We start from the raw sequence: 24,879 nt of genomic DNA, 5'->3' as shown, positions 1-24,879 counted from the left end.
ACTCCTCAGAGGGACGGCGGTGCGATCAGGGCGCGCACCTGGGGATGCGGCGACGCGGCCAGTTCCGGCACGATGTGCGCCATGAACGCCGGACTGCCGTGCGCCAGGGCGAGCCGCAGCCAGTGCACGGCCTGCTCGACCTGGCCGGCCTGCAGCAGGATCGAGGCGTAGTTGGCCTGGCCGCGGAAATCACCGGCCTCGGCCGCACGCTGGTACCAGGCGAGTGCCGCCTGCGGATCAGCCGCGGTATCCAGCCCGTCTTCGAGATGGCGGGCCAGCAGGTTCATCGATTTGGCATGGCCCAGGTGCGCGGCACGGGTGTACAGGGCCAGTGCCTGCGCGCGGTCCTGGGGCACGCCGCGGCCGGTGGCCAGCAGGTTGGCCAGGTTGTACAGGCCCCAGTCCAGCCCGGTGTCGGCCGCGCGCCGGTACCACACCGCGGCCAGCGTGGGATCGGGCGTGGTGCCCTGGCCCAGCTCATGGCAGCGGCCGAGCATGTTCATCGCCATCGGCGCGCCGTTGTTGGCGGCGGTTTCGTACCAGAGCAGCGCAGCCGAGGCGTCCTGCGCGGTGCCTTTGCCTTCCATGTGCATCTGCGCGAGCAGCAGTTGTGCATCGACCTGCCCGGCCTGTGCGGCGTCGCGCACGCGTGCGAACGCAGCCTGTGGATCGTGCTGGAGCAGCTCGGCCAGGGCGTCGCTGTCGATGGGGGTACGGGGTGCCATGATGGGGTGAGTATCGCCGGAAACAAAAACGGCGGCAGGAGCCCCTGCCGCCGTGATGGAGCGCCGTTACATCAGAACTTGACGTTCAGTGCCAGGGTGGCCGAGCGACCCGGGGCGATGCTCGCGTAGTGCGAGGCATAGGCCTTGGTGAAGTAGGTCTTGTCGGTCAGGTTCTGCACGTTGAGCTGCAGGCTGATGTTGTCCTGGATCGCGTAGCTGGCCATCGCGTCGAAGCGGGTGTAGCTCGGGATCCACTTGGTGTTGGCGACATCACCGTACTGCTTGTCCGAGTAGAACGCGCCGGCGCCGATGGTCAGGCCGATCGGGAAGCGGTAGGTGGTCCACAGGTTGGCGCTGTGCTTGGCAGTGTTCGGGAACACGTTGCCGTTGTATGGCGACGGCACGTACACGTTGGACGGGCAGGTGCGGCCCACCGGTGCGCCACAGACGAAACCGTTGTCCTTCAGTTCCGAGTCCAGGTAGGTGTAGCCGCCGTACAGGCTCCAGGCGTCGGTCAGCTGGCCGGTGAAGCCCAGTTCGAAGCCGTTGATCTCCTTCTTGCCGGCGTTCTGGCTGGTGCCGTTGTCGACCGTCACGCGTGCGTTGTTCATCACGGTGTGGAAGATCGCTGCGGTCAGGTTCAGGCGCTGGTCGAACAGGTCCCACTTGGTGCCCAGTTCGAGGTTCCTGGTGTCCTGCGGCTTGAGGTCGGCCACGGCGGCGCTCAGACCGTCCGAACCGTCACCACCGTCCATGCCCGGCGGGGTCGAGGAGGTGCCCCACGACAGGTAGATGCTGCCGTTGGCGGCCGGCTTGAACACCACACCGGCCTGGTAGTTCAGGAAGTCGTTGCTGTTGCGCACGCGGGTCGGTGCCTTGCCGGCCACCGGAGTGGTCAGGGTGGTGCGGAAGTCGTCGTAGCGCAGGCCGAGGTTGATCATCCACTGCTCATTGAGCTCGATGGTGTCGAACACGTAGGCGGAGGTGGTCCTGGTGCGCTGCTCGACGTCCAGTGCCTTGTCGCTGCGGTACACCGAATGGGTGGCTGCCCACGGATCGCGCGGATCCGGATTGGCGAAATCGGTGCAGTTGTAACCGGTGGCCGCGCCGGTGGTCGGGCACTTGCTGTTGCCGGTGAGCGGGTTGCTGGTGCCCGGCGTCATCAGGTAGCTGCCGCGGGTCATCTTCTCGTCGCTGTATTCGACGCCAGCGCTGTAGCTGTGCTTGAGCGCGCCGGTCTGGAAGGCACCGGTTAGGCCCAGCTGGTCGGCGAAGCTCTTGACGTCGACGGCGCGGGCGTTGGTACGGCGCCACAGGGTGCCGTAGTTGTTCGGGTTGCCCTGGCTGTCGTCCGGCTGGGTCCACAGGTAATCGTTGCTGGTGTTGCCCAGGCGCGCGATGTTGCGCAGCTTGTGGCCGCCGAAATCGTAGCTGGCATCCAGGGTGCTGATGTCGGCGCGGGTGCGCTGGAAGTCACGATCGACCAGGCCGTAGTAGTTGTTGCGGTCCGGCACCATCGGGCGGCCATCGACCCACTTCGAGGCCGGCGCCCCGTTCGGGTTGCCATACGGGAAGCCACCGGCGTCCGGCAGGTCATCGCTCTGCATGTGGTAGTGGCTGGCGATCAGCTGTGCCGGGCCGTTCAGGCCGAATGCGATCGACGGCGCGATGCCCCAGCGGCTGACATTGGCGGCGTCGCGGCCAGCGATGTCCGATTCGTGCTTCATCAGGTTCAGGCGCGCGGCGATGCCATCGCCCAGCACGTAGTTGGCGTCCACGGTGCCGCGTGCGTAGCTGTCGGTACCGATGCCCATGCTGGCGCTGGTCTCGTTCTTCAGCTTCGGCGTCTTGCTCACCAGGTTCAGGCTGCCACCACCGGAATCGCGGCCACCGTAGGCCGAGCTCGGGCCCTTGACCACTTCCACCTGCTCCAGATCGAAGATCTCGCGGGTCTGCGAGCCGACGTCGCGCAGGCCGTCGACGAAGACGTTGCTCTGCGAATCGAAGCCACGGATGAAGGGGCGGTCGCCGGTCGGGTTGCCGCCTTCGCCGGCACCGAAGGTGATGCCCGGCACCATGCGCAGCGCATCCTGCAGGTTGGTCGCACCGGTTTCGGCGATCAGCTTCTCCGACACGATCGACACTGACTTGGGGGTGTCCAGCAGTTCGGCGGTGAATTTCGGCGAGGACGGATTGAACCAGCTGCCGCGCACCTGCACCTTGTCCAGGTCGGTGGCCTTGCTGGATGCGGCATCAGCGCTGTCGGCAGCCTGCGCGGCCAGCGGCGCGAAGCCTGCGGCCAGGGTGGCGGTGGCGAGCAGGGAAACGCGCGGGGCGTGCTTGCGGGACGTGATGTGGGTCATGGCTTTGGGTAGTGGCGTGGATCGGGAAACGGCGAAGGCCGAAGCGCAGACAGCGCGACGACAGGGAGGGAGCGTCTTCTGTAGAGCCGAGCTGATGCCCGGCGATGCGGCGAACGACTTCAGGCGCACGGCAACAGCCGCAGGGCGCCTCAGCTGGCGTGGGGTGCGGGCGGTGCGTGGCCGGGGTTCAAGCGCAGTGCGGGATCGTGCAGTTGCCGGCGCAGGGCATCGGAGCGCCATAGCGGGATATGTGCGACCAGGGGCGCGCGCAGGGGTGCCACACCGGTGCAGGGCGTGTTGCCCTCACCATCAAGCGGCGGCTCCGGTGCAGGTGCAGCATGTTGCGGGCATTCGTCTGCCGACGGCGCCGGCAATGGCATGACCTGGCGCAACCCTTCGGCATGTGCCTGCCAGCCTTGGGTAGTCGGGGCGTTGCTGCGTCCTTCGTGCAGCGCCGACCAGCCCAGCAGCAGCGTCAGCAGCACGGCCACGGCCAGTGGCCACCCCTGGCGGGCGAGCTGGCACAACGTGGCAGTGGGCGCGGGCGAAGCCATGGCGCGAGGGCGAAGTCGTTACGAAGATGTTACGTAGAATAACATCAACGATAATGATTCGCATGTACGGGGTGTTGCGGGACGCCGGGGCGGCCGGGGAACGCCCTGCGAAGGCCCTTGCGGGGCCTCCTGCAGATCCAGCCCAGGGAGGATACCCCCAGGTCGGGGCGCCGCCTCAATCCCGGTCGTCGCGCGTCCAGACGGCGTCGTGTTCGCGCTTCACCGGGAACTTGGGCACCGGGGTATAGGCCGGTGCGCACAGGGCGCGGCCATCGCGTACGTCGAAGCGCGCGCCGTGCAGCACGCACTCCACGCTGCCTTCGGCAGTGTTGAACTCGCCCGAGGACAGCTCGAATTCCTCGTGCGTGCACTGGTCTTCCAGCGCGTACAGCTCGCCGTCGAGGTTGAACACCACGATCGGGGTGCCGGTCACCTCGTCGAACACGCTCTTCATTTCACCGGGCAGCAGCTCGTTGCTGGCGCACACGAAGGTCCAGGTATCGCTCACGCGGCCGCTCCGGCCAGCGGTTTTTCCAGGATCTCGAAGCGCAGGTCGTCGCGCTTGGGGATGCCGAAGCGTTCGTCGCCATATGGGAAGGGTTTCTTGATGCCGGTCCGCTGGTAGCCACGACGCTCGTAGAAGGCGATCAGTTCCTCGCGTACGTCGATCACCGTCATCTGCATCACCGGCACGTTCCATTCGCGTGCGGCGTGGGCTTCGGCGGCGTCCATCAGCTGCTTGCCGACGCCGCCGCCCTGCTGTGCGGGGTCGACCGAGAACATGCCGAAGTAGCCCTTGCCCTCAACGTCGGCAACGTGGGCGCAGGCCACAAGAACGCCTTCGCGCTCGGCCAGCAGGATGGTGGAGCGGGGGCGGTCCAGGTCGGCCTGGATGCCTTCGGCGTCGATGCGGGCGCCATCCAGCAGGTCGGCTTCGGTAGTCCAGCCCACGCGGCTGGCGTCGCCACGGTAGGCCGAGGTGACGAGGGCGATCAGGGCGGGGATGTCGGCCGGCGTGGCGGCGCGGAAGGTCAGGGTGCTCATGGGGGCATTTTAGGTGGGCAGTAGGCGGGCGCAAATGGGGGAGGCCCTCGGCGGCCCTGGCAACCGCTATGCTCGTGCATTCTTCAAATGCCAGGCGGAGTGCAGGGGTGGGCATACCGAAGGGAATCGCGCTGGCCGCAACTGTCCTGCTTGTGGCTCTTCTGGCTTGCCTGCCGGCGCAGGAGGAGAGTGGCGGCATCGCGCCCAACGGCCTGGGATGCCCGCGTTTCAGTGCGTCCCGTGCGTTGCCAGTGACGGTGGAGGCGCTGCGTGCCGATCCCATGCGTTATCACGGCAGACTGGTGCGCGTACGGGGTGCCTACGTTGAGAGCTTCGAAATGTCTGCGCTGCACGCGGGGCCACCGGTGCAGGATCCATGGGCGGCCGACGGCGTGTGGGTGAATGGAATTCCCGTCACGGCGCTGCCGTCGGAGCAGGCGGTTGAACTCACCGGAATCGTATCGGCGGGCCAACCCGCGTTCCCTTACGGCAAGGGGCACCTTGGGCAATGGCCTGCGGAGCTCTGCGTGTCTTCGATCCTGCCCTTGGCGGCGCCATGAAAAACGCCGCGGTTTCCCACGGCGTTCTCGTTGCTTCCGGCTGCGCTGTGAGTCTTACCCCAGCAGCTTGCGTACCTTGGTCAGCGCGGTCATGAACCGCTCGATCTCGGCGTGCGTGTTGTAGAACGCCAGCGAGGCGCGGCAGGTGGCGGCGACGCCGAAGTACTGCAGCAGCGGGTGTGCGCAGTGCTGGCCCGATCGCACGGCCACGCCTTCCAGGTCGAGCAGGGTGGCCAGGTCGTGGGCATGCGCACCCTCGATCAGGAACGAGACCACGGCCGCCTTCTCCGGTGCCTGGCCGATGATGCGCAGGCCGTCGACACGGCGCAGTTCCTCGGTGAAGTGCGCCAGCAGTTCGGCTTCGCGCGCTTCCACGTTGTCCTGGCCAAGCTGCTGCAGGTAGTCGGCGGCCACGCCCAGGCCGATGAAACCGGCGATGTTCGGGGTGCCGGCTTCGAACTTGTGCGGGGCGTCGTTGAACACGGTGCCGTCGAAGCTGACTTCCTTGATCATCTCGCCGCCGCCGAGGAACGGCGGCATCGCGTCCAGATGCTCGCGACGGGCCCACAGCGCGCCGGTGCCGGTCGGACCACACATCTTGTGGCCGGTGATCGCGTAGAAGTCGCAGCCGATCGCGGCGACGTCGACCTTGCGGTGCGGTACTGCCTGCGAGCCATCAACCACGGTGATGATGCCGCGCTTGCGCGCTTCACGGCAGATCTCGCGCACCGGGTTGACCGTGCCCAGCACGTTGGAGACATGGGTGACCGCCAGCAGCTTGACTTCGGGGGTCATCGCCGCACGCAGCGCATCCAGGTCGAGCGCGCCATCGGGGGTGATCTCAGCCACGCGGATGGTGGCGCCGGTACGCTGCGCGACCAGCTGCCACGGCACGATGTTGGCGTGGTGCTCCATGCGCGACACCAGGATCACGTCGCCGGCCTTCAGCCGCGGCAGCGCCCACGAATACGCCACCAGATTGATGGCGAAGGTGGTGCCGCTGCAAAGCACCAGGTCGCTGGGGCGCACGTTGAGGAAGCGGGCCAGCGTGTTGCGTGCGCCTTCGTAGGCGTCGGTAGCTTCGCTGCCGAGCGCGTGCACCGCGCGGCTGACGTTTGCGTTGTAGCGGCGGTAGAACTCGTCCACCGCGCCGATCACCTGCACCGGCTTCTGGCCGGTGTTGGCATTGTCGAAATAGACCAGCGGCTTGCCGTGCACTTCGCGCATCAGCAGCGGGAAGTCGAGGCGGACGCGGTCCCAGTCGGGCGCGCCGGTGCGTTCTTCGATCGGGCGCGGCGTGGACAGGTTCATGCCACACCCGCCTCGGCCAGGGCCTTGTCCAAACGGCGTGCCAGCTGCTCGCGCAGGGCTTCCGGCAGGATCTTCAGCGGCTCATGGCAGAACGCAGCGCTGAGCAGCGCCTGCGCCTGGGCCTGCGGCAGGCCGCGCGAGCGCAGGTAGAACAGCGCATTGGCATCGAGCTGGCCGACGGTGGCGCCATGCGCGGCCTTCACTTCATCGGCGTCGATCACCAGCGTCGGCTGGGTATCGATCTCGGCGTCGGCCGACAGCAGCAGGTTCTTGTTGGACAGGTTCGCATCGGTGCCGTCGGCGCCTTCGCGGATCTGGATGCCGCCATGGAACACCACGCGGCTGCGGTTGGCGGCAACGCCGCGCCACAGCAGTTCGCAGGCGGTATCGCGCGCGATGTGATCGATGCCCAGCCGGGTCTCGACGTGGCGGCGGCCATTGCCGAGCAGCACGCCGTTGGCGGTCAGCTGGGCGTTGTCGCCTTCCAGTCGCACGTTCAGTTCATGGCGGCTGAGCGCGGCGCCCAGTTCCAGGTCGACGCGGTGGTACTGCGCGTCGCGGGCCAGCACCGCGTCGGTACGCAGGAAGCTGGTCTGGCGCGCGCTGCCGGCCTGCACGCGGGCGTGCTTGAGCACGGCGTCGCGCGCGACGTGGGCATGCAGCACGGTGTTGTCCAGGTGGGCGGAGTCACCCACGCTGAAGCGGTGCTCGACCACGCCGAGGCTGGCGCCGGCACGCAGTTCGATCAGGTGGCGGTGATGCCAGGCCAGGTCGGTCTCGCCGGCCACACTGGCGAACACCAGCTGCAGCGGCGCTTCGACCTGCACGCCTTCATCCACGCGCAGCACCACGCCTTCATCGGCCAGCGCGGCATTCAGGCGGGCGAAGATCTCTTCGCTGCGTTCGTAGCGACGGCCAAGGAAACGAACGGCGTCTTCGCCGGCGGCCAGCGCGGCCGACAGCGGCTGCAGCTGCACGCCGGACGGCAGGGCCTGCACGTCGCTCAGCGCGGCATCCAGGCGACCGTTGACGAACACCAGGCGCGGCGCCGGGATGTCGTCCAGCAGCGCGGCGTCCAGCGCCGGGCCCTGCACCGGTGCCGCAGCAAACGCACGGCGTTCGAGCTGGCGCAGCGAGGTGTACTTCCAGGCTTCATTGCGAGCGGCCGGCAGGCCATCGCGCAGGGCCGCATCCAGCACTTCGCGGCGCGCATCGCTGCCGCAGAAGGCCTGGGCCATCGAGTCGAGCAGGGCGCTCATCAGACCGCCGCCTCGGGCACGACCCGGTCCTTCAGGAAATCATAGCCGTGCGCTTCCAGTTCCAGCGCCAGCTCGGGGCCGCCGCTCTTGACGATGCGGCCATCGGCCAGCACGTGCACCACGTCCGGCTTGATGTAGTCCAGCAGGCGCTGGTAATGGGTGATGACCAGGAACGAACGGTCGGCGGCGCGCAGCGCATTGACGCCGTCGGCCACGCTCTTCAGCGCGTCGATGTCCAGGCCCGAGTCGGTCTCGTCGAGGATGGCCAGCTTCGGTTCCAGCACGGCCAGCTGGAAGATCTCGTTGCGCTTCTTCTCGCCGCCGGAGAAGCCTTCGTTGACGCCACGATGCAGCAGCTCGTCCTTCAGGTGCAGCACGGCCAGCTTCTGGCGCACCAGCTTGAGGAACTGCATGGAGTCGAGTTCGTCCTCACCGCGTGCCTTGCGCTGGGCGTTCAGTGCCGCGCGCAGGAAGTAGGTGTTGTTCACGCCCGGGATCTCCACCGGGTACTGGAACGCCAGGAACAGGCCGGCAGCGGCACGCGCTTCCGGGTCCTGCTCCAGCAGGTCGACACCGTCGAACTGCACGCTGCCTTCGGTCACTTCGTAGCCGTCGCGGCCGGCCAGGACATTGCCCAGGGTGGACTTGCCTGCGCCGTTCGGGCCCATGATGGCGTGCACCTGGCCGGGCTTCACATCCAGCGACAGGCCCTTGAGGATTTCCTTGTCGCCGATGCGGGCGTGGAGATTGTCGATCTTCAGCATGGTGGGGGTTTCCGTGGGGCGGGCCTGGGCCCGCCGGTAAAGAGAATGCGTTTGCGAGGGGCAGGGGCGGGCGGTCAGCCCACCGAACCTTCCAGCGAGACTTCCAGCAGCTTCTTGGCTTCCACTGCGAACTCCATCGGCAGTTCGCGGAACACCTGCTTGCAGAAGCCGTCGACGATCATCGACACCGCGTCTTCCTGGCTGATGCCACGGGCGCGGCAGTAGAACAGCTGGTCGTCGGAAATCTTCGAGGTGGTGGCTTCGTGCTCGACGGTGGCGCCCGGGTTCTTCACCTCGATGTAGGGGAAGGTGTGGGCACCGCACTGCTTGCCGATCAGCAGCGAATCGCACTGGGTGTAGTTGCGCGCGCCGTCGGCATTGCGGTCCACGCGCACCAGGCCGCGGTAGGTGTTCTGGCCGCGGCCGGCGCTGATGCCCTTGCTGACGATCTTGCTCTTGGTGCGCTTGCCGACGTGGATCATCTTGGTGCCGGTGTCGGCCTGCTGGCGGTGATGGGTCAGCGCGACCGAGTGGAACTCACCGACCGAATCGTCGCCCAGCAGCACGCACGAGGGGTACTTCCAGGTGATCGCCGAGCCGGTCTCGACCTGGGTCCAGGTGACCTTGCTGCGCGCGCCGCGGCATTCGGCACGCTTGGTGACGAAGTTGTAGATGCCGCCGACACCGTTCTCGTCGCCCGGGTACCAGTTCTGCACCGTGGAGTACTTGATCTCCGCATCTTCCAGTGCCACCAGTTCGACCACCGCAGCGTGCAGCTGGTTCTCATCGCGCATCGGTGCGGTGCAGCCTTCCAGGTAGGAGACGTAGGCCTTGTCCTCGCACACGATCAGGGTGCGCTCGAACTGGCCGGTGTGGCCGGCGTTGATGCGGAAGTAGGTGCTCAGTTCCATCGGGCAGCGCACGCCTTTGGGAATGAACACGAAGCTGCCATCGGAGAACACCGCCGAGTTGAGTGCGGCGAAGTAGTTGTCACCCACCGGCACCACGGTGCCCAGGTACTGGCGCACCAGCTCCGGGTGTTCCTTGATGGCCTCGGACATCGAGCAGAAGATGATGCCCTTCTCGGCCAGTTCCTTGCGGAAGGTGGTACCGACGGAGACCGAGTCGAACACCGCATCCACCGCCACGCCGGCCAGCTTGGCGCGCTCGTGCAGCGGCACGCCCAGCTTGTCGTAGGTGTCGAGCAGTTCCTTCGGCACGTCGTCCAGCGAGGCGTACTTCGGGCCCTTCGGCGCGGAGTAGTAGCTGAGCGCCTGCAGGTCGATCGGGGCGATCTCCAGCTTGGCCCAGTCCGGCATCGGCAGGGTCAGGAAGTGGCGATAGGCGTCCAGGCGCCACTGCGTCATCCACTCCGGCTCGTCCTTCTTGGCCGACAGGGCACGGATGGTGTCCTCGTCCAGGCCCGGCGGCAGGGAGTCCGACTCGATCTCGGTGATGAAGCCGGCCGAATACTTGCGGCCGAGCTGCTCGTGGATCTCGCGGTTGGGGGTGTCGTCGTGGGCGACGTTTTCGATGGTTTCGGTGGCCATGGGGGGGCTGCCTGTGGATCAGGAGACGACGTCGACAGCGATGGTGCGGCGCTGTTCGTCATCGGCAAGGGGAAGGGGGGGCAGGATCTGCGCAAGACTGACGTCGCGCAGGGCCTCGGAGACCACGTCGTTGATCAACCGCCAGCTGCTGCGCGCGCCGCACTTGGGTGCCATGCCGCACTGGTGGTGGTCGTGGCTGCATTCGGTCAGGGCAAGCGGCCCTTCCATCGCTTCGACCACTTCGAACAGCGAGATCTCGATGGCCGGGCGGGTCAGCCGGTAGCCGCCACGGACGCCGCGCAGGCCTTCGACCAGGCCGGCCTGGGCCAGCGGCTTGAGTACCTTGCTGACGGTGGGCGGCTCTAGGCCGGTGAATTCGGCCAGTTCGGTGGCACTGAGCACCTCGCCCGGACGGGCGGCGAGCACGGTCAGCACGACGGTGGCGTAATCGGTGAGCTTGGTGACGCGCAACATGGGGATGCGAGTGGTTCTTAAAGCGGACTGAAATTGTACGCTTTTATTCGCCACCATCCAACCCGGGCATTCAGCCGGCGCTGGGGCCGGGCCGGGAGGCGTTGCCAGCGGGCGCTGCCGGGGGCGCCATGCTGCGCCAACCGGGTGATTTTCGCAATCACCCGGAATGGGCGAGAATCCCTGTTCCATCCGCTGCAAACAGCCCGTGCCGATGCCGAAGAAGATCCAAGCCCGCAAGTCCGCCATCCATGGCAACGGCGTGTTCGCCGTCGCCCCGATCAAGCAGGGCGAGCGCGTGATCCAGTACAAGGGCCTGCTGCGCAGCCATGGCGACGTTGATGCCGATGACAGCGGCGACGTCGAAAGCGGCCATACCTTCCTGTTCACCCTCAATGACGACTGGGTGATCGATGCCAACTACAAGGGCAACGATGCGCGCTGGATCAACCACAGCTGCGACCCGAACTGCGAGGCGGTGATCGAGGAGGATGAGGATGGCGACAGCCGTGGCGACAAGGTGTTCATCGAGGCGCTGCGCGATATCAAGGCTGGCGAAGAGCTGACCTACAACTACGGCATCACGCTGGCCGAGCGCCACACCGCCAAGCTGAAGAAGATCTGGGAATGCCGCTGCGGCTCGCCCAAGTGCACCGGCACCATGCTGCAGCCCAAGCGTTGACCCGCGACGGGGAGTGCCGGCCAGCAGCCGGCACTAGCGGGAGGCTCTCCACCTGCCGTGCACGGCAGGGTCACCGCCGTGCAAGGGCCGTTCGTCCACGCTGTGCACTCCCCCAACTGGAGTGCACCCATGGCAGAGCGATTGAAGGGCAAACAGATCGCAATCCTCGCGACCCACGGCTTTGAACAGTCCGAATTGACCGAGCCCAAACGGCTGCTGGAAGCGGAAGGTGCGCGGGTCAGCGTGGTGTCGCCCGCAAAGGAGGCGACCATCAAGGGCTGGAAAGAGAAGAACTGGGGCGACGCCGTCGCGGTCGACATTCCGCTGGACGAGGCGGATCCGGCGGGCTTTGATGCCCTGGTGCTGCCAGGGGGCGTCATCAATCCGGACACACTGCGCACCGACGACGCGGTGCTCAGCTTCATCCGCTCAGTGGATGAAGCCGGCAAGCCCGTCGCGGCGATCTGCCATGGTCCGTGGCTGCTGATCAACAGCGGGCTGGCAGATGGCCGCGAGCTGACCTCCTGGCCCTCCCTTCAGCAGGACCTGGCCAACGCGGGCGCGAACTGGCGCGATGCCGAGGTCGTGGTCGACGGCAACGTGATCACCAGCCGCAAGCCGGATGACATTCCTGCTTTCAGCGAGGCGGTGGTCAAGGCACTTGCCGCGTGATGCCTTGCCGGTAGTGCCGGCCGCCGGCCGGCACTACCTTATTTGCCCAGCAGGCCTGCCGGCACCAGGTTGCCCAGGTTCTGGTTGAAGGTGACCACCAGCTTGCCGTTCTTGACCTGTGCCGCCTGCACCTGCAGCGCGCCGAGCACCCCGGCCACGGCCGGGTCCAGCTTGTAGATCGGTTCGCGCTGGGCGTAGTCGCTCAGCCAGGCATTGAGCAGGCCGCGGGTGCGTGAGTCGAGGCGGCCGCCCTGGTTGGCCGGGGTGAAGTCATCCACGCTGGGCTGCTGCAGGTGGAAGCCCTGGGTCTGCGCGTCGTAGCGCAGGCCGCTGCTGAGCTTCACCGTACCCAGTTTGGCCGGGTTGCCGCCGGCGGTGGCCAGTGCCACGTCCATGCCAAGGTTCAAGCGCTCGCCGGCCGGAAGGCTCAGCTGAGGATGGCTCATGGTCAGGGAGATCAGGCCGCCAAGGGCATCCTGGGTGCGCGGGAAGCTGCCATCGAGGTACTGCTGCACGTCGCTGGCACCCACCGACAGTTCGCGGCCGGAAATGGAGGGAGCCGCCTGCGCGCCGATCGCAGCGGCGATCAGTACGGTGGAGGCAGCGAGGCGGGTCATCAGGGAACGCAGGCGCATGGCGGTGACCGATGGCAGGGAATGGATGGATCAAAGAGTAGCCGTGCAGGCTGAATCGCGCGTGCATGCGGCTGTAACGGTTCAGTCCAGCATCGGACGCAGTTGCGCCGACTGGATCTGCCAGGCGCTGCCATCGCTGCTGGGTTGCACGCGGTACCAGCCACCGAAGCGGAACGCACCGTTGGCGGTGACCGCGCGGATCTGCACCGGCACTTCAAGCAGCTGCGGTGGCTGCCGATCGTCGCGGGCGAGCGGGGGGTCGCTGTGCAGGCGCAGGGTGCGCAGGTCCTGCAGCTGCCGCAGTGCGGCGTCGTCCGCATGCCGCGGGTCGCTGGGCGGGATCGTCCAGGCGGCATCGCTGGCGGCGCGGTCGCGGTTGAGCAACGCCGCTACGTAGCGGTTGAGCATCGTCGATGGCGGCTCGGCACCGTCGGCGACAGCAGACAGCACCGGCATTTCACTTGCCTGCACTGCTGCGGGATCGGGGCCGGTGCGGGTGTCCGTGGCTGCGGTGGCAGCGACGGGAGCGGACGCTGCCGCGATGTCGCCGGTCGTCTGTGCTGCCGGGCGTGAACAGCCCAGCAGCACCAAGGGTGCGATCAGCAACAGGTTCCTGCGCATGTCTGCCTCCTCCGCGAGGCAACCTGGAGGGCGGCAGTGTAGCGATTGCGCCGGGATCAGCGGGAGGAGGGCAGCTGATCCAGAGCGTCCAGCGCTGGCAGGACCTGGCCGGCGATGGCCGCCAGTGCATGGCCGCCGGTCTCGGCATGGCGCTGCACGATATCGCGCAGCAGCTGGGTGGCGATCACCAGGGTCGCACGCTCGTCGCCGCTGATACCGGCGGTACGCGGGGCCGCCTCCAGCAGGCGCATCAGGTCGCGGCTGGCGCGATGCTCCAGTTCGATGGTGCAGCGCCCTGTGCACTGCAGCCCGTCCTTTTCGATGGGGGTCACCGAGATCCGGTAGCGGGTGGAGGGGCTGGCCATGAGGGTGTGCTCGCCGTAGCTGTGGAGGATGTGCCCACCATAGGCAAGGCCACGGCCTGAGGCGACGGCCGGCGCTGCACGCAGTGTTCCACCCGGTACGTTCCAGCACCTGCCCAAGCCGCGCTCGGCCAGTGGCGACGGGCCTGTACGGGCATTGCCGGGGAGGCGGCAACGCTGTGTTGCGGATTGCCGCAGCGCGACGCATCCATGCATGGCGTGGATCTACCGCCGGGCACGCAAAAAAAAACGGGACGGCCAGAGCCGTCCCGTCGGAATCCACGTTGGGGCGCGCGCTTACAGCGCGGCGTCCTTCAGCTTCTTCAGCGGACGCACCTTCAGCTTGGTGGTGGCCGGCTTGGCGGCGAACCACTGCTCTTCCTTGGTGAACGGGTTGATGCCCTTGCGCTTCGGCTTGGCCGGCACATTGACGGTGGTGATCTTCAGCAGGCCCGGCAGGGTGAAGGAGCCAGCGCCCTTCTTGTGCACCGAGGAGGCGACGGCGCTTTCCAGCGAGGCCAGCACAGCGCGGACGTCCTTGGCGATGACGCCGGAGGCTTCAGCGATGTGTGCAACCAGGCCGGACTTGGTCAGCACTTCCTTGATCGGCTTCGGAGCGGCCGGCTTGGCGGCTGCCTTCGTCGCGACTTTCTTCGCTGCCTTCTTCGGGGCAGCCTTCTTAGCGGTCTTTGCCATGGTTTCCTGTTCCGTGAACGGTTGGTTGTTTGGTCGGCGCCGAACCCCGTCGGCAAGCGCAATGTAGGGCAACTCTTGGGCGCCGCCAATAGCCCGAAGCGCGGAAAGTGCATGTTTTTTCATATCCAGGCCGATTCAGTACATGGTCGGCGGTGGGGGATGGGGGCACGCCAGCGTGTTCGATCGCCGGCGCCCGCCGATCGGTGGGGTGCGCGAAACCACTGAAAACAAGAGGAAAATGCGTTCCGGGCTGGCGAGGAAGTGTCCACGCGCCGGGCTCGGGGACGACGTCCGGCGTGCGGCGGAGCGACGCAGGGCTAACGCGTGGCGTGCCAGGGTAGCCGTTCATCACCGCCACGCAGGAGCAGCACAATGGGAATCTCGCGACACGCCACCGCGCACTGGGAAGGCGATCTGAAGACGGGCAAGGGCCAGTTGAGCACGCCGCAGAGTGGGCTGCTGGAGAAGACCCGCTACGGTTTCAACAGCCGCTTCGGCGACGAAAAGGGCACCAATCCGGAAGAGCTGATCGCCGCCGCGCACGCGGGTTGTTTCACCATGGCGCTGTCGGCCAAGCTCGGCGAAGCAGGCTTCACCCCGACCTCGCTGGACACCGAAGCCAAGGTCGACCTGTCGCTGGAAGGCGGTCCGCAGCTGTCGCAGATCCGCCTGAAGGTCAGGGCGGTGGTGCCCGGCATCGATGCGACGCAGTTCCGTGCCATTGCCGATGACGCCAAGCAGAACTGCCCGGTATCCAAGGCGCTGAGCGCGGTGCCGATCAGCCTGGAAGCCGAACTGGGCTGAGCCGGCGCATCTGTAGAGCCGAGCCCATGCTCGGCTTCTGCAGGTCCCGTGATCTGGCCGAGAAGCAGCCGAGCGTGGGCTCGGCTCTACAGTATCCCTTTACCAATCAAGGGTGCCGGTGATCACCGTCTGCACCTGGCCGCCCGACCAGACCTCGCCGTCCTCGTCGACCCGCAGGGTCAGGCGCGCATCGTGGCCGACTTCGCGGCCCTGGCTGACTTCGAACGGCGCACGGCCACGTGGCAGCGCGTCGCGCAGGTCCAGCCACGCGGCCAGCACTGCATTGGCGGCCCCCGAGGCGGCGTCCTCGAAGCGCCGACCATTGCCGACGAAAGCGCGCACGGCCAGATCGAATCCCTCACTGCCATCGCTGAAGGCATAGGCGAACACGCCCATGCTGTCGGTGGACTCGGCCAGCGCAGCCACCGCGTCCCAGTCAGGGCGCAGCGCGCGTAGCGCTGCTTCATCGGCCACCTGCACCACCCACCAGCTGCGTCCGCCCTGCATGCGCGCCGGCGGCAGCGAGCCCAGTGGCCAGTCCTTCAGTGCTGCCCGCAGGCGCGGATCGGTGGCTTCAGCGGTCTCCGCCAACTGCGCGCGCGGGGTGCGGATGGCGATGCGCTGCTGCGCGCCCTCACCGCTGACGCGTAGCGGCAGGGCGCCGGCAATGCCGTCCTGCACCAGCACGCCATCGATCGGTGTGGCCAGGCCTGCCTGCAGTACCGCATGCGCCGTGCCGACGCTGGGGTGGCCGGCGAACGGCACTTCCTTCTGCGGGCTGAACATACGCAGCCGGTAGCTGGCACCGGCGGCCTGGGGCGGGAACACGAAGGTGGTCTCGGGCAGGCGCGTCCAGCGTGCGATGGCCTGCATGCTGGCGTCGTCCAGGCCTTCGGCATCGAGTACCACGGCCAGCGGGTTGCCAGCGCCGGCGCGCGGGGAGAACACATCCAGCTGCAGGAAACGGCGGGTGGTCATCGGGGCGAAACTCCAGGATCGGGTGGCGCGCAGCTTAACGCGCCGCTGCAGCGCCGAGCCTACGCTCGGCTTTACAGCCAACGGATCTGGCCGTCGATGACCGGCTGCACCTGGCCGCCGATCCACACCGTGCCCTGCGCATCGACCTGTACCTGCACGCGACCATCGCGACCGACTTCGCGGCCCTGGCTGGCCACGTAGCGGCCCTCGCGGCCGGGCAGGGCATTGCGCTGCCGCAGCCAGGCGCCGATCAGTGCATTGGCACTGCCGGTCACGGGATCCTCGGGCACGGCGGACGCATCAGCGGGGCAGAAGGCACGCACCACGCGGGTGTGGCCGGTGCCGGCTTCATCGGCGAAGACGGCCAGGCCTGTAGCGTCGGTGGCGAGGCTCCAGTCTGCCAGCGCGGCCATGTCCGGTGCCAGCTCGCGAACGGCGGCGGCATCGCGCAGTGGCAGCAGCCACCAGCGTGCGCCGTTGTCCCAGAGTTCGGGCACCTGCCCGTCGGCAGCGAGCGCCAACAGCGCGGCGGGCGCTCCGTCTGCCTCCGTGTCCAGTTGCCGTGCCGGCGGGCTGGCCAGCTGGATCTCCAGTGCCTCGGCCGGGCCGCTCACCCGTACTGGCAGCACCCCTGCCGCGCATTGCTGCAGCAGGGCGCCGTCGCGCGGTTGGGCCAGGCCGCAGGTCACCGCCGCCCAGGCGGCGCCGACGCTGGGGTGGCCGGCGAAGGCCAGCTCACGGGTCGGGGTGAAGATGCGGATGTGGTAGTCGGCGCCGGGCGCGGTGGGGCGCAGGAAGAACACCGTCTCGGACAGGTTCAGCCAGGCGGCCAGGGCCTGCATCTGGCTGCTGGAGAGCGCGTCGGCGTCCAGGATGACGCCCAGTGGATTGCCGGTTCCGGGGCGGGGGGCGAAGACATCGAGCTGCAGGTAACGGAGGACGGCCATCTACGGGGATATTGCGCTTAGAATCAAAGGTTCCGCCCCCGAGGGCGGCTTCCCCACATTCTACATAGCCAATCCATGTCAGCTTCCCCCCTTGTCGATCGTTGGATCGTACTGAAGTTCGGCGGCACTTCGGTGTCGCGTCGTCACCGCTGGGACACGATCGGGAAGCTGGCGAAAAAACGCGCGGAAGAGACCGGATCGCGCGTGCTGGTGGTGGTATCGGCGCTGTCCGGGGTCACCAACGAACTGACCGCGATTGCCGACGGCGCGCCGGACAGCGGTGATCGAGTGGCAGCGCTTGTCGAGCGCCATGAGGGCTTCCTGGCCGAACTCGGCCTGGGCCGCGAGGTGTTGGCCGAACGGCTGGCGGCGCTGCAGGGCCTGCTCGACGATGCGCGGGCGGCCACCCGTCCGCTGGATTGGCAGGCCGAAGTGCTGGGCCAGGGCGAGCTGCTGTCCTCCACCCTGGGCGCGGCCTATCTGCGCGCCTCGGGCCTGGACATGGGCTGGATGGACGCCCGCCAGTGGCTGGACGCGATGCCGCCGCAGCCGAACCAGAGCGACTGGTCGCAGCGCCTGTCGGTGAACTGCCAGTGGCGCGCAGACGCGGAGTGGATGCAGCGCTTCCGCGCGCAGCCGACCCGCCTGCTGATCACCCAGGGCTTCATTTCGCGGCATGCCGATGGCGGTACCGCCATCCTTGGCCGTGGTGGCTCGGATACCTCGGCGGCGTACTTCGGTGCGCTGCTCGGCGCCAGCCGGGTGGAGATCTGGACCGATGTGCCGGGCATGTTCAGCGCCAATCCGAAGGACGTGCCGGACGCGCGCCTGCTGACCCGCCTGGACTATTACGAGGCGCAGGAAATCGCCACCACCGGCGCCAAGGTGCTGCACCCGCGCTCGATCAAGCCGTGCCGCGATGCCGGCGTGCCGATGGCCATCCTCGATACCGAGCGCCCGGAACTGCCGGGCACTAGCATCGATGGCAGCGCCGCACCGGTGCCGGGGGTGAAGGCGATCAGCCGCCGCAATGGCATCGTGCTGGTGTCGATGGAAGGCATCGGCATGTGGCAGCAGGTCGGCTTCCTGGCCGATGTGTTCAACCTTTTCAAGAAGCACGGCCTGTCGGTGGACCTGATCGGTTCGGCCGAGACCAACGTCACCGTGTCGCTGGACCCGTCCGAGAACCTGGTCAACACCGATGTGCTGGCCGCGCTGTCGGCCGACCTGTCGCAGATCTGCAAGGTGAAGGTGATCGTGCCGTGCGCGGCGATCACCCTGGTGGGCCGCGGCATGCGGTCGCTGCTGCACAAGCTGTCGGACGTGTGGGCGACCTTCGGCCGCGAGCGCGTACACATGATCTCGCAGTCGTCCAACGACCTGAACCTGACCTTCGTCATCGACGAGGCCGATGCCGATGGCCTGCTGCCGATCCTGCACGCAGAGCTGATCGACAGCGGCGCGATGCCGGTGGAAGAGACCGAAGTGTTCGGCCCGCGCTGGCGCGAGATTGCCGGCACCGTGCGCCCGCGCGGCACGCCGTGGTGGCGCGGCCAGCGTGCGCACCTGCTGCAGCTGGCCGATGCTGGTACGCCGCGCTACGTCTACCACCTGCCGACGGTGCGTGCCCGCGCCCGTGCGCTGGCCGCGATCAAGCCGATCGACCAGCGTTACTACGCGATCAAGGCCAACAGCCACCCGGCCATCCTGCAGCTGCTGGAAGCGGAGGGCTTCGGCCTGGAGTGCGTGTCGCACGGTGAGCTGAAGCATGTGTTCCAGCACCTGCCGGAACTGTCGCCCAAGCGCGTGCTGTTCACCCCCAGCTTCTGCCCGCGCAGCGAGTACGAGGCGGCGTTCGCGCTGGGCGTGACCGTGACCGTCGACAACGTGGAAGCGCTGCAGCGCTGGCCGGACCTGTTCCGCAACCGCGAGCTGTGGCTGCGCGTCGATCTGGGCCGGGGCGAGGGCCACCACGCCAAGGTCCGTACCGGTGGCAAGGAGTCCAAGTTCGGCCTGCCGATCGCCCGCGTCGACGAGTTCGTGCGCGCGGCCACCGAACTGGGCAGCCGCGTGGTGGGCCTGCATGCGCACCTGGGCAGCGGCGTGGAAACCGCGCAGCACTGGCGCCTGATGTGCGATGAGCTGGCCGGTTTCGCTCGCCGCATCGGCAGCGTACAGACCATCGATATCGGGGGCGGCCTGCCGATTCCGTACAGCGACGAAGACGAACCCTTCGACCTGGACGCCTGGGCCGAGGGCCTGGCCGAGGTCAAGGCACTGCACCCGGCATTCCGCCTGGCGATCGAGCCGGGCCGCTACCTGGTGGCCGAATCGGGCGTGCTGCTGACCCATGCCACCCAGGTGGTGGAGAAGGACGGCGTGCGCCGTGTCGGCCTGGACGCCGGCATGAACGCACTGATGCGCCCGGCGCTGTACGACGCCTGGCATGACATCGAGAATCTCAGCCGCCAGGGCGGTTATGCCGAAGCGGCGTTCGATGTGGTCGGGCCGATCTGTGAATCCAGCGATGTGTTCGGCAAGCGCCGCAAGCTGCCGGTGTCCACTGCGCCGGACGACGTGATGCTGATCGCCGATGCCGGTGCCTACGGCTATGTGATGGCCAACACCTACAACCAGCGGATGCTGCCGCGCGAAGACGTGATCGAATGACCACCGCGCGCGCCCTGCACCCGCCCACCGACACGCCCCGCGCCTTCGCGCGGGCCCGTGCCTGACCGGATACACCATGACTGCTTTCGACAAACACCAGGTTTCCCGCTTCCGCTTCGTCCACTGCGACTTCGCAGCGGATACCGGCGTGGCCCGGCTGGTCTACGCCTTCGACGACGGCCCGGAGATGGTGGAAACCATCACCGTGCCGGGCGCCCCGTTCGTGCTGGACGAGGCGCGTGCCGCCGCCGTGCAGCGTGCGCTGCAGCTGCTGCACCTGATCGCCGGCGTCAGCTACTACAAGGCCGGCGTACCGGATACGGTCAGCATCGACAGTTACAGCATCGATGCCGATACCGCCGCACTGGTGGAGACCATTTACCTCAATGGCCTGGGCGAATTCGCCTATCGCAACGGCCTGAACCTGCGCGGCCGCTTCCGGTTGCCGGTGCAGGGCGAGGCCGTGCAGGCGCCGGCGCTGGGCCTGCGGCCGCACGCGCTGGTGGCCATCGGCGGCGGCAAGGATTCGCTGGTCAGCATCGAAGCGCTGCGCCGTGCCGGCGTGGACGAGACGGTGACCTGGATCGGTGGCTCGCAGCTGATCCGCGCCTGCGCCGAGCGCACCGGCCTGCCGACATTGAACCTGGGCCGCACGCTGGCACCGGAACTGTTCGAGTTGAACCGCCAGGGTGCCTGGAACGGCCATATCCCGGTGACGGTGGTGAACTCGGCAATCATGGTGCTGGCCGCCCTGCTGCACGGCGTGGACCAGGTCGTGTTCTCCAACGAGCGTTCGGCCAGCTACGGCAGCCAGATTCCGGGCACCGGCGAAGTGAACCACCAGTGGTCCAAGGGCTGGGCCTGCGAGCAGGCGTTCGGCAGCCATGTGCGGAAGTACGTGGCGGCGGATCTGCAGTACTACTCGCTGCTGCGCCCGATGTCCGAGCTGGCGGTGGCCCGCCAGTTCGCCAAGACCGATTTCTACGACGCGCACTTCTCCAGCTGCAACCGCAATTTCCACATCCTCGGCGAGCGCCCGGTGAACCGCTGGTGCGGCGTCTGCCCGAAGTGCCATTTCGTGTTCCTGGCGCTGGCTCCGTTCATGCCCAAGACGCGCCTGGTGCGCATCTTCGGCCGCAACCTGCTGGACGATGCCGAGCAGGCCGCTGGCTTCGACGCGCTGCTGGAGTTCCAGGACCACAAGCCGTTCGAGTGCGTGGGCGAAGGCCGCGAATCGCGTGCGGCGATGGCGACCCTGGCCCAGCGCCCGGAATGGAAGGAAGACGTGTTGGTGAAGCGCTTCTGCAATGAAATCCAGCCGCAGCTGGATGCCGCCGAACTGGAACTGGCGCCGCTGCTGCAGTTGCAGGGCGAGCACCGCGTTCCGGCTGCGCTGTGGGACCGGGTGCGTGAAGATTTCGAAGCTTGAAGGAAAGCGCGTCGCGCTGTGGGGCTGGGGCCGCGAGGGCCGTGCCGCGTTTGCAGTACTTCGTGAGCGCCTGCCCACGCTGCCGCTGAGCCTGTTCTGCCCGGCGGCCGAAGTCGGGGCCGCACGCATGGAAACACACGGCGCCCTGGACGTGCGTGGCGAGCCTTCCGCTGAAGCGCTGGCCGCGTTCGACGTGGTGATCAAATCGCCCGGCATCAGTCCCTATCAGCCGATCGCGCTGGCGGCGGCAGCGCAGGGCACCACCTTCATCGGCGGCACTGCGCTGTGGTTCGCCGAGCATGCGGCTGACGATGGCATCGTGCACGACACCGTGTGCGTGACCGGCACCAAGGGCAAGAGCACCACCACCGCGCTGGTCGCGCACCTGTTGCGCGCGGCCGGCCACCGCACCGGACTGGTCGGCAACATCGGCCTGCCGCTGCTGGAGGTGCTGGACCCGCAGCCGGCGCCCGAGTACTGGGCCGTCGAGCTGTCCAGCTACCAGACCGGTGAAGTGGCGCGCAGTGGCGCCCACCCGCAGGTGGCAGTGGTGCTGAACCTGTTCCCGGAACACCTGGACTGGCACGGCAGCGAACGGCGTTACATCGAAGACAAGCTGCGGCTGGTGACGGAAGCCGCGCCGCGCATTGCCGTGCTCAATGCGGCCGATCCGCACCTGGCGGCACTGTCGCTGCCCGATAGTGAGGTGGTCTGGTTCAACCAGCCGCAGGGCTGGCATATGCGGGGCGACATCGTGCATCGCGGCGAACAGGCGGTGTTCGATACCCGCAACACGCCGCTGCCGGGACGCCACAACCGCGGCAATCTGTGCGCGGTGCTGGCTGCACTGGAAGCGCTGGGCCTGGATGCCGTGGCGCTGGCACCGTCAGTGCAGGATTTCCGCCCGCTGCCGAACCGCCTGCAGCGCATCGGCGTGGCCGATGGCCTGACCTACGTCAATGATTCGATCAGCACCACGCCGCATGCCAGCCTGGCCGCGCTGGAGTGCTTTGCTGGGCAGCGCATCGCGCTGCTGGTGGGCGGGCACGACCGTGGCCTGGATTGGACCGACTTCATGCAGCACATGGCGCACGATGTGCCGCCGGTGGAGATCGTGACCATGGGCAGCAACGGCCCGCGCATCCACGCGATGCTGCAGCCGCTGGCCGATGCCGGCCGCTTTGGCCTGCACGCTGCGGGCGATCTCGCCGAGGCGATGGCGTTGGCGCGCACGGCGCTGGGCGCACAGGGCGGGGTGGTGCTGCTGTCGCCGGGTGCGCCGAGCTTCGGGGCCTACCGCGATTACGTGGCGCGCGGACGCCATTTCGCCGAACTGGCCGGGTTCGATCCGGACATCATCAGCGCGATTCCGGGGTTGGGCATCGCCTGACCGGCGGGATCGGGGTCGGATCCCTTTCCGCGGGAAAGGGTTCTGACCCCATCGTGCATTTATCATGCAGGCATCCCCGGACGGACCCGGATAGCCGCATGTGCACCTTCATTACCCTTTTCCTGCCCGCATCCTTATCGCACGTTGAAGCCGCCGCGATCATGCAGCGCAGTGGCCGGTGCCTGTTTGCGCAGGATTCGCCCAGCCTGCAGTCAGCGGTCGGGCCCGGTTGGCAGCCGTGGTTGAGTGCCGTGCACTGCGATTGCGGCACGTCGCTGGCCTCGGCGCAGGCGGTTCGTGAGTGGAACGGCGATGCCGAACGCTGGCGCAGGAAGGGCTGGAGCGAAGCGAAGATCGCACGCGCGTTGGCGGCGCAGTTGGCGCGGCATGAACAGGATCAGCAGGCACGCCGCGATGAAGCCCTGGATGATGCCGGCCAGTGGTTGCAGCGTATCGACGCGCTCTTGCAGGCTGGGGCCGCGCGCATCGGCCTGCTGGTGCGCGACTATGACGGTTCGGTGGGTGCCCGGCAGCCGAAGCCGCCGAAACGGCGCTGGTCGCGGGATCAGCTGGCCGCAGCGGACCTGCTGGCGTTCGAGCCGGGCACGTTGCATTGGATCGAGCGTGGGTGAGGTCGTCATCCACGCATGGCGTGAATCTACTGTAGAGCCGAGCCCATGCTCGGCTGGGTTTCAATCCTCGTCCTGGTCGATGAACGCATAATCGCGATCAATCATCTGTTGCAGGTACGCGTCGAAGCTGGGGGCGATCACTGCGTAGCTGTCCGGATCGTGCAGGTAGCGCACCACCTGGCCGACCGTACCACCCGGTGCCGGATCGAAATCCAGGTACAGCATCGAGGTGCCGCCGTTGTTCATGCAGTGCGAGAAGCACAGGCGCCTGCTCATCGGCAGATCACCGTCGATGCCCTCACCGAGGATCTCCGGCTCCTCATCCAGCCACTCTTCGTAGATGGAACGGATGCTGTCGTCCCACTGCTGCTGGTCCTCGAAGATCTGCGCGACCGAGCGCAGGTAGTACGGGTAGCCACCGTCCTCCACGTCCGAGCCCAGCATCAGTACGCAGACCTTGCCGCCGGGGTACTCCCGGTAGTGGGTGCCATCCACGCGCGATAGAAGTTCCACCAGGCTGCCCGGCACCTGCGGCCACTGCACACGCAGGCGCTGCAGGTCCTCGGCGCTGGCGCCCTGGACATGTGCCCACTGCGGGGCATCCTCGGCAGGCAAACGCGGGATCAGGCCAGACAGAAAGCGATCAACAAGATTCATGCAAAAAAAGGGGACGGAGGGGATTAAGTCGTATCCAACCACACCTGCGTCACGCCGCCAATGCAGAATGCGACGCGGGAGGGGCGAATACGGCTTAATCCCCTCCGTCCCCTTTTTCTTGTGGAGCAGGCGCATGAATCGTTGGCGATGCGGTGTGGCGATGATGCTGGGGCTGGCGACGATGCCGGCCTGGGCGGCGATGAAGACGCAGCCGGTGGAGTGGAAGCACCAGGGCACGACCTTCAGTGGCGTGCTGGTCTATGACGATGGTGGGCACGACAAGCGCCCGGGCCTGGTGATGGTGCCGAACTGGAAGGGTGTGAACGAGTCGGCCATCGAGAAGGCCAAGCAGCTGGCCGGTGATGACTACGTGGTGCTGGTGGCCGATGTCTATGGCAAGGGCGTGCGGCCGAAGAGTGATGCGGAGGCGGGGCCGGTGGCCAGCAAGCTGCGCAATGACCGGCCGCTGCTTCGTGCGCGTGCACTGGAAGCGGTGAACGTGCTCAAGGCGCAGGCCGGCAAGGTGCCGCTGGATGCCAGCCGGATCGGTGCGGTCGGTTTCTGTTTCGGTGGCACCACGGTGCTGGAGCTGGCCCGCGCCGGTGCGCCGCTGGCCGCTGTGGTCAGCCTGCACGGTGGGTTGGGTTCGCCCTTGCCGGCGCAGGCCGGTGGCACCCATCCGTCCGTGCTGGTGCTCAATGGGGCCGATGACAAGAGCGTGACCGCCGAGGACATCGCCGCTTTCCAGAAGGAAATGGACGCGGCCAAGGTCGATTGGGAGTTCACCAACTACAGCGGTGCCGTGCACTGCTTCGCCGAGCGCGACGCCAACAGCCCGCCGGGGTGCCAGTACAACGAGCGGGCGGCAAAGCGCGCGTGGAAGGCGCTGGATGAGTTCTTCGAGGAGCGGTTCGAGAAGCGTTGAGCCGTGTAGTGGTAGTGCGGGCCGCTGGCCGGCAACCTCATGATGCTGCGGACGTCATCGGAAATGCCGGCCTGCGGCCGGCACTACCGATGCTTCAGTGCCGACCAACGGTCGGCACCTACCGATGCTTCAATGCCGGCCAGCGGCCGGCACTACCAGATGTGGTCAATGCGACCGT

26 protein-coding genes are annotated in these 24,879 nt (G+C 67.4%); 9 read left to right on the top strand and 17 right to left on the bottom strand.

Annotation, left to right across the window (positions count from 1 at the left end; translation table 11 throughout):
- Window positions 1–5: 5 nt before the first annotated feature.
- The 5 genes from HMPREF3114_RS09740 to HMPREF3114_RS09720 all read right to left on the bottom strand — a co-directional run bounded on the left by HMPREF3114_RS09740 (window position 6) and on the right by HMPREF3114_RS09720 (window position 4,686).
- The gene (locus tag HMPREF3114_RS09740) at window positions 6–725 is read right to left on the bottom strand and encodes a tetratricopeptide repeat protein (protein ID WP_005415590.1); all 720 of its coding nucleotides are present in this window, start codon (window positions 723–725) and stop codon (window positions 6–8) included.
- A 71-nt stretch (window positions 726–796) separates the two neighbouring features.
- Window positions 797–3,088: a TonB-dependent receptor gene (locus HMPREF3114_RS09735; RefSeq protein WP_053496852.1), complete on the bottom strand. Its 2,292-nt coding sequence runs from the start codon at window positions 3,086–3,088 to the stop codon at window positions 797–799.
- Window positions 3,089–3,237: 149 nt separating this feature from the next.
- The gene (locus HMPREF3114_RS09730) at window positions 3,238–3,642 is read right to left on the bottom strand and encodes a hypothetical protein (protein ID WP_053496854.1); all 405 of its coding nucleotides are present in this window, start codon (window positions 3,640–3,642) and stop codon (window positions 3,238–3,240) included.
- A 175-nt stretch (window positions 3,643–3,817) separates the two neighbouring features.
- Entirely contained in the window at window positions 3,818–4,150 is a 333-nt protein-coding gene (locus tag HMPREF3114_RS09725) for a non-heme iron oxygenase ferredoxin subunit (protein ID WP_005415593.1), read from the bottom strand.
- Window positions 4,147–4,686, bottom strand: a complete 540-nt coding sequence (locus HMPREF3114_RS09720; RefSeq protein WP_053496856.1) for a GNAT family N-acetyltransferase — start codon at window positions 4,684–4,686, stop codon at window positions 4,147–4,149. The genes HMPREF3114_RS09725 and HMPREF3114_RS09720 overlap by 4 nt, the downstream gene beginning before the upstream one ends.
- A gap of 68 nt (window positions 4,687–4,754) precedes the next feature.
- Between HMPREF3114_RS09720 and HMPREF3114_RS09715 the strand changes: the two genes are divergently transcribed.
- Complete coding sequence (locus HMPREF3114_RS09715) at window positions 4,755–5,246, top strand: hypothetical protein (RefSeq protein WP_053496858.1); 492 nt, start codon at window positions 4,755–4,757, stop codon at window positions 5,244–5,246.
- Window positions 5,247–5,300: 54 nt separating this feature from the next.
- Here HMPREF3114_RS09715 and HMPREF3114_RS09710 read toward each other — a convergent pair whose 3' ends face one another.
- From HMPREF3114_RS09710 to HMPREF3114_RS09690, 5 genes are all read right to left on the bottom strand, one after another.
- Window positions 5,301–6,557: a cysteine desulfurase gene (locus tag HMPREF3114_RS09710; protein WP_053496860.1), complete on the bottom strand. Its 1,257-nt coding sequence runs from the start codon at window positions 6,555–6,557 to the stop codon at window positions 5,301–5,303.
- Window positions 6,554–7,816 carry a Fe-S cluster assembly protein SufD gene (gene sufD / locus HMPREF3114_RS09705; protein WP_053496862.1) on the bottom strand — a complete coding sequence of 421 codons (1,263 nt, stop codon included), beginning with the start codon at window positions 7,814–7,816 and terminating at the stop codon, window positions 6,554–6,556. Before sufD ends, HMPREF3114_RS09710 begins: the two co-directional genes overlap by 4 nt.
- A complete protein-coding gene (gene sufC, locus HMPREF3114_RS09700; protein ID WP_049414163.1) occupies window positions 7,816–8,580 on the bottom strand; it encodes a Fe-S cluster assembly ATPase SufC in 765 nt (254 codons plus the stop codon). The genes sufD and sufC overlap by 1 nt, the downstream gene beginning before the upstream one ends.
- Window positions 8,581–8,654: 74 nt before the next feature.
- Entirely contained in the window at window positions 8,655–10,130 is a 1,476-nt protein-coding gene (sufB, locus tag HMPREF3114_RS09695) for a Fe-S cluster assembly protein SufB (protein WP_019659402.1), read from the bottom strand.
- An 18-nt stretch (window positions 10,131–10,148) separates the two neighbouring features.
- Window positions 10,149–10,604, bottom strand: a complete 456-nt coding sequence (locus HMPREF3114_RS09690; RefSeq protein ID WP_049414161.1) for an SUF system Fe-S cluster assembly regulator — start codon at window positions 10,602–10,604, stop codon at window positions 10,149–10,151.
- Between the two features lie 211 nt (window positions 10,605–10,815).
- On the opposite strand from HMPREF3114_RS09690, the gene HMPREF3114_RS09685 reads away from it, so the two are divergent.
- Together HMPREF3114_RS09685 and HMPREF3114_RS09680 are read left to right on the top strand one after the other, a co-directional pair.
- Entirely contained in the window at window positions 10,816–11,283 is a 468-nt protein-coding gene (locus HMPREF3114_RS09685; protein ID WP_012479369.1) for an SET domain-containing protein, read from the top strand.
- 129 nt (window positions 11,284–11,412) lie between these two features.
- On the top strand, window positions 11,413–11,955 hold the full coding sequence (locus HMPREF3114_RS09680; protein WP_005415602.1) for a type 1 glutamine amidotransferase domain-containing protein: 543 nt from the start codon (window positions 11,413–11,415) through the stop codon (window positions 11,953–11,955).
- A 38-nt stretch (window positions 11,956–11,993) separates the two neighbouring features.
- Here HMPREF3114_RS09680 and HMPREF3114_RS09675 read toward each other — a convergent pair whose 3' ends face one another.
- The 4 genes from HMPREF3114_RS09675 to HMPREF3114_RS09660 form a co-directional block, all read right to left on the bottom strand.
- Entirely contained in the window at window positions 11,994–12,590 is a 597-nt protein-coding gene (locus HMPREF3114_RS09675; RefSeq protein WP_005415603.1) for a YceB family lipoprotein, read from the bottom strand.
- 81 nt (window positions 12,591–12,671) lie between these two features.
- A complete protein-coding gene (locus tag HMPREF3114_RS09670; protein WP_053496863.1) occupies window positions 12,672–13,211 on the bottom strand; it encodes a hypothetical protein in 540 nt (179 codons plus the stop codon).
- A gap of 56 nt (window positions 13,212–13,267) precedes the next feature.
- The gene (locus HMPREF3114_RS09665) at window positions 13,268–13,576 is read right to left on the bottom strand and encodes a DUF3861 family protein (RefSeq protein WP_005415605.1); all 309 of its coding nucleotides are present in this window, start codon (window positions 13,574–13,576) and stop codon (window positions 13,268–13,270) included.
- Between the two features lie 294 nt (window positions 13,577–13,870).
- Window positions 13,871–14,269, bottom strand: coding sequence for an HU family DNA-binding protein (locus tag HMPREF3114_RS09660; protein WP_005415606.1), 399 nt, complete (start codon window positions 14,267–14,269; stop codon window positions 13,871–13,873).
- A 372-nt stretch (window positions 14,270–14,641) separates the two neighbouring features.
- Here HMPREF3114_RS09660 and HMPREF3114_RS09655 point away from each other — a divergent pair, with 372 nt between their 5' ends.
- Window positions 14,642–15,073 (top strand): OsmC family protein, encoded by a 432-nt coding sequence (locus HMPREF3114_RS09655; protein ID WP_005415607.1) that lies wholly within the window; start codon window positions 14,642–14,644, stop codon window positions 15,071–15,073.
- A 99-nt stretch (window positions 15,074–15,172) separates the two neighbouring features.
- On the opposite strand, the gene HMPREF3114_RS09650 is transcribed toward HMPREF3114_RS09655, so the two are convergent.
- Together HMPREF3114_RS09650 and HMPREF3114_RS09645 are read right to left on the bottom strand one after the other, a co-directional pair.
- The gene (locus tag HMPREF3114_RS09650; protein WP_053496865.1) at window positions 15,173–16,051 is read right to left on the bottom strand and encodes a PhzF family phenazine biosynthesis protein; all 879 of its coding nucleotides are present in this window, start codon (window positions 16,049–16,051) and stop codon (window positions 15,173–15,175) included.
- A 71-nt stretch (window positions 16,052–16,122) separates the two neighbouring features.
- The gene (locus HMPREF3114_RS09645) at window positions 16,123–16,998 is read right to left on the bottom strand and encodes a PhzF family phenazine biosynthesis protein (RefSeq protein ID WP_053496867.1); all 876 of its coding nucleotides are present in this window, start codon (window positions 16,996–16,998) and stop codon (window positions 16,123–16,125) included.
- A 75-nt stretch (window positions 16,999–17,073) separates the two neighbouring features.
- On the opposite strand from HMPREF3114_RS09645, the gene HMPREF3114_RS09640 reads away from it, so the two are divergent.
- The 4 genes from HMPREF3114_RS09640 to HMPREF3114_RS09625 all read left to right on the top strand — a co-directional run bounded on the left by HMPREF3114_RS09640 (window position 17,074) and on the right by HMPREF3114_RS09625 (window position 23,119).
- Complete coding sequence (locus HMPREF3114_RS09640; protein WP_061479209.1) at window positions 17,074–19,668, top strand: bifunctional aspartate kinase/diaminopimelate decarboxylase; 2,595 nt, start codon at window positions 17,074–17,076, stop codon at window positions 19,666–19,668.
- 76 nt (window positions 19,669–19,744) lie between these two features.
- Window positions 19,745–21,097 carry a UDP-N-acetyl-alpha-D-muramoyl-L-alanyl-L-glutamate epimerase gene (gene murL, locus HMPREF3114_RS09635; protein WP_053496871.1) on the top strand — a complete coding sequence of 451 codons (1,353 nt, stop codon included), beginning with the start codon at window positions 19,745–19,747 and terminating at the stop codon, window positions 21,095–21,097.
- Window positions 21,078–22,487: a UDP-N-acetylmuramoyl-L-alanine--D-glutamate ligase gene (murD, locus tag HMPREF3114_RS09630; protein WP_070489678.1), complete on the top strand. Its 1,410-nt coding sequence runs from the start codon at window positions 21,078–21,080 to the stop codon at window positions 22,485–22,487. Before murL ends, murD begins: the two co-directional genes overlap by 20 nt.
- A 98-nt stretch (window positions 22,488–22,585) precedes the next feature.
- Window positions 22,586–23,119: a hypothetical protein gene (locus HMPREF3114_RS09625; protein ID WP_070489676.1), complete on the top strand. Its 534-nt coding sequence runs from the start codon at window positions 22,586–22,588 to the stop codon at window positions 23,117–23,119.
- A gap of 60 nt (window positions 23,120–23,179) precedes the next feature.
- Here the strand turns inward: HMPREF3114_RS09625 and HMPREF3114_RS09620 are convergent, their stop codons facing one another.
- On the bottom strand, window positions 23,180–23,776 hold the full coding sequence (locus HMPREF3114_RS09620; protein WP_053496876.1) for an SMI1/KNR4 family protein: 597 nt from the start codon (window positions 23,774–23,776) through the stop codon (window positions 23,180–23,182).
- A 133-nt stretch (window positions 23,777–23,909) separates the two neighbouring features.
- Here HMPREF3114_RS09620 and HMPREF3114_RS09615 point away from each other — a divergent pair, with 133 nt between their 5' ends.
- Entirely contained in the window at window positions 23,910–24,701 is a 792-nt protein-coding gene (locus tag HMPREF3114_RS09615; RefSeq protein ID WP_070489674.1) for a dienelactone hydrolase family protein, read from the top strand.
- The last annotated feature ends 178 nt before the right edge of the window (window positions 24,702–24,879 follow it).

This window comes from Stenotrophomonas sp. HMSC10F07, assembly GCF_001807895.1.
In the GTDB taxonomy this organism is placed as follows: Bacteria; Pseudomonadota; Gammaproteobacteria; order Xanthomonadales; family Xanthomonadaceae; genus Stenotrophomonas; species Stenotrophomonas sepilia.
This window is presented reverse-complemented; position numbering and strand designations above follow the sequence as displayed.

Bases quoted from the DNA above. Each gene is read 5' to 3' on its own strand.
- HMPREF3114_RS09670 (WP_053496863.1), bottom strand. From the start codon at position 13,211: ATGCGCAGGAACCTGTTGCTGATCGCACCCTTGGTGCTGCTGGGCTGT.
- HMPREF3114_RS09645 (WP_053496867.1), bottom strand. From the start codon at position 16,998: ATGGCCGTCCTCCGTTACCTGCAGCTCGATGTCTTCGCCCCCCGCCCC.
- HMPREF3114_RS09685 (WP_012479369.1), top strand. From the start codon at position 10,816: ATGCCGAAGAAGATCCAAGCCCGCAAGTCCGCCATCCATGGCAACGGC.
- HMPREF3114_RS09730 (WP_053496854.1), bottom strand. From the start codon at position 3,642: ATGGCTTCGCCCGCGCCCACTGCCACGTTGTGCCAGCTCGCCCGCCAG.
- sufD (WP_053496862.1), bottom strand. From the start codon at position 7,816: ATGAGCGCCCTGCTCGACTCGATGGCCCAGGCCTTCTGCGGCAGCGAT.
- sufC (WP_049414163.1), bottom strand. From the start codon at position 8,580: ATGCTGAAGATCGACAATCTCCACGCCCGCATCGGCGACAAGGAAATC.
- HMPREF3114_RS09615 (WP_070489674.1), top strand. From the start codon at position 23,910: ATGAATCGTTGGCGATGCGGTGTGGCGATGATGCTGGGGCTGGCGACG.
- HMPREF3114_RS09625 (WP_070489676.1), top strand. From the start codon at position 22,586: ATGTGCACCTTCATTACCCTTTTCCTGCCCGCATCCTTATCGCACGTT.
- HMPREF3114_RS09735 (WP_053496852.1), bottom strand. From the start codon at position 3,088: ATGACCCACATCACGTCCCGCAAGCACGCCCCGCGCGTTTCCCTGCTC.
- HMPREF3114_RS09715 (WP_053496858.1), top strand. From the start codon at position 4,755: ATGCTCGTGCATTCTTCAAATGCCAGGCGGAGTGCAGGGGTGGGCATA.
- HMPREF3114_RS09665 (WP_005415605.1), bottom strand. From the start codon at position 13,576: ATGGCCAGCCCCTCCACCCGCTACCGGATCTCGGTGACCCCCATCGAA.
- HMPREF3114_RS09710 (WP_053496860.1), bottom strand. From the start codon at position 6,557: ATGAACCTGTCCACGCCGCGCCCGATCGAAGAACGCACCGGCGCGCCC.
- HMPREF3114_RS09720 (WP_053496856.1), bottom strand. From the start codon at position 4,686: ATGAGCACCCTGACCTTCCGCGCCGCCACGCCGGCCGACATCCCCGCC.
- HMPREF3114_RS09680 (WP_005415602.1), top strand. From the start codon at position 11,413: ATGGCAGAGCGATTGAAGGGCAAACAGATCGCAATCCTCGCGACCCAC.
- HMPREF3114_RS09640 (WP_061479209.1), top strand. From the start codon at position 17,074: ATGTCAGCTTCCCCCCTTGTCGATCGTTGGATCGTACTGAAGTTCGGC.
- HMPREF3114_RS09655 (WP_005415607.1), top strand. From the start codon at position 14,642: ATGGGAATCTCGCGACACGCCACCGCGCACTGGGAAGGCGATCTGAAG.
- sufB (WP_019659402.1), bottom strand. From the start codon at position 10,130: ATGGCCACCGAAACCATCGAAAACGTCGCCCACGACGACACCCCCAAC.
- HMPREF3114_RS09620 (WP_053496876.1), bottom strand. From the start codon at position 23,776: ATGAATCTTGTTGATCGCTTTCTGTCTGGCCTGATCCCGCGTTTGCCT.
- HMPREF3114_RS09740 (WP_005415590.1), bottom strand. From the start codon at position 725: ATGGCACCCCGTACCCCCATCGACAGCGACGCCCTGGCCGAGCTGCTC.
- HMPREF3114_RS09660 (WP_005415606.1), bottom strand. From the start codon at position 14,269: ATGGCAAAGACCGCTAAGAAGGCTGCCCCGAAGAAGGCAGCGAAGAAA.
- HMPREF3114_RS09690 (WP_049414161.1), bottom strand. From the start codon at position 10,604: ATGTTGCGCGTCACCAAGCTCACCGATTACGCCACCGTCGTGCTGACC.
- murL (WP_053496871.1), top strand. From the start codon at position 19,745: ATGACTGCTTTCGACAAACACCAGGTTTCCCGCTTCCGCTTCGTCCAC.
- HMPREF3114_RS09650 (WP_053496865.1), bottom strand. From the start codon at position 16,051: ATGACCACCCGCCGTTTCCTGCAGCTGGATGTGTTCTCCCCGCGCGCC.
- HMPREF3114_RS09675 (WP_005415603.1), bottom strand. From the start codon at position 12,590: ATGCGCCTGCGTTCCCTGATGACCCGCCTCGCTGCCTCCACCGTACTG.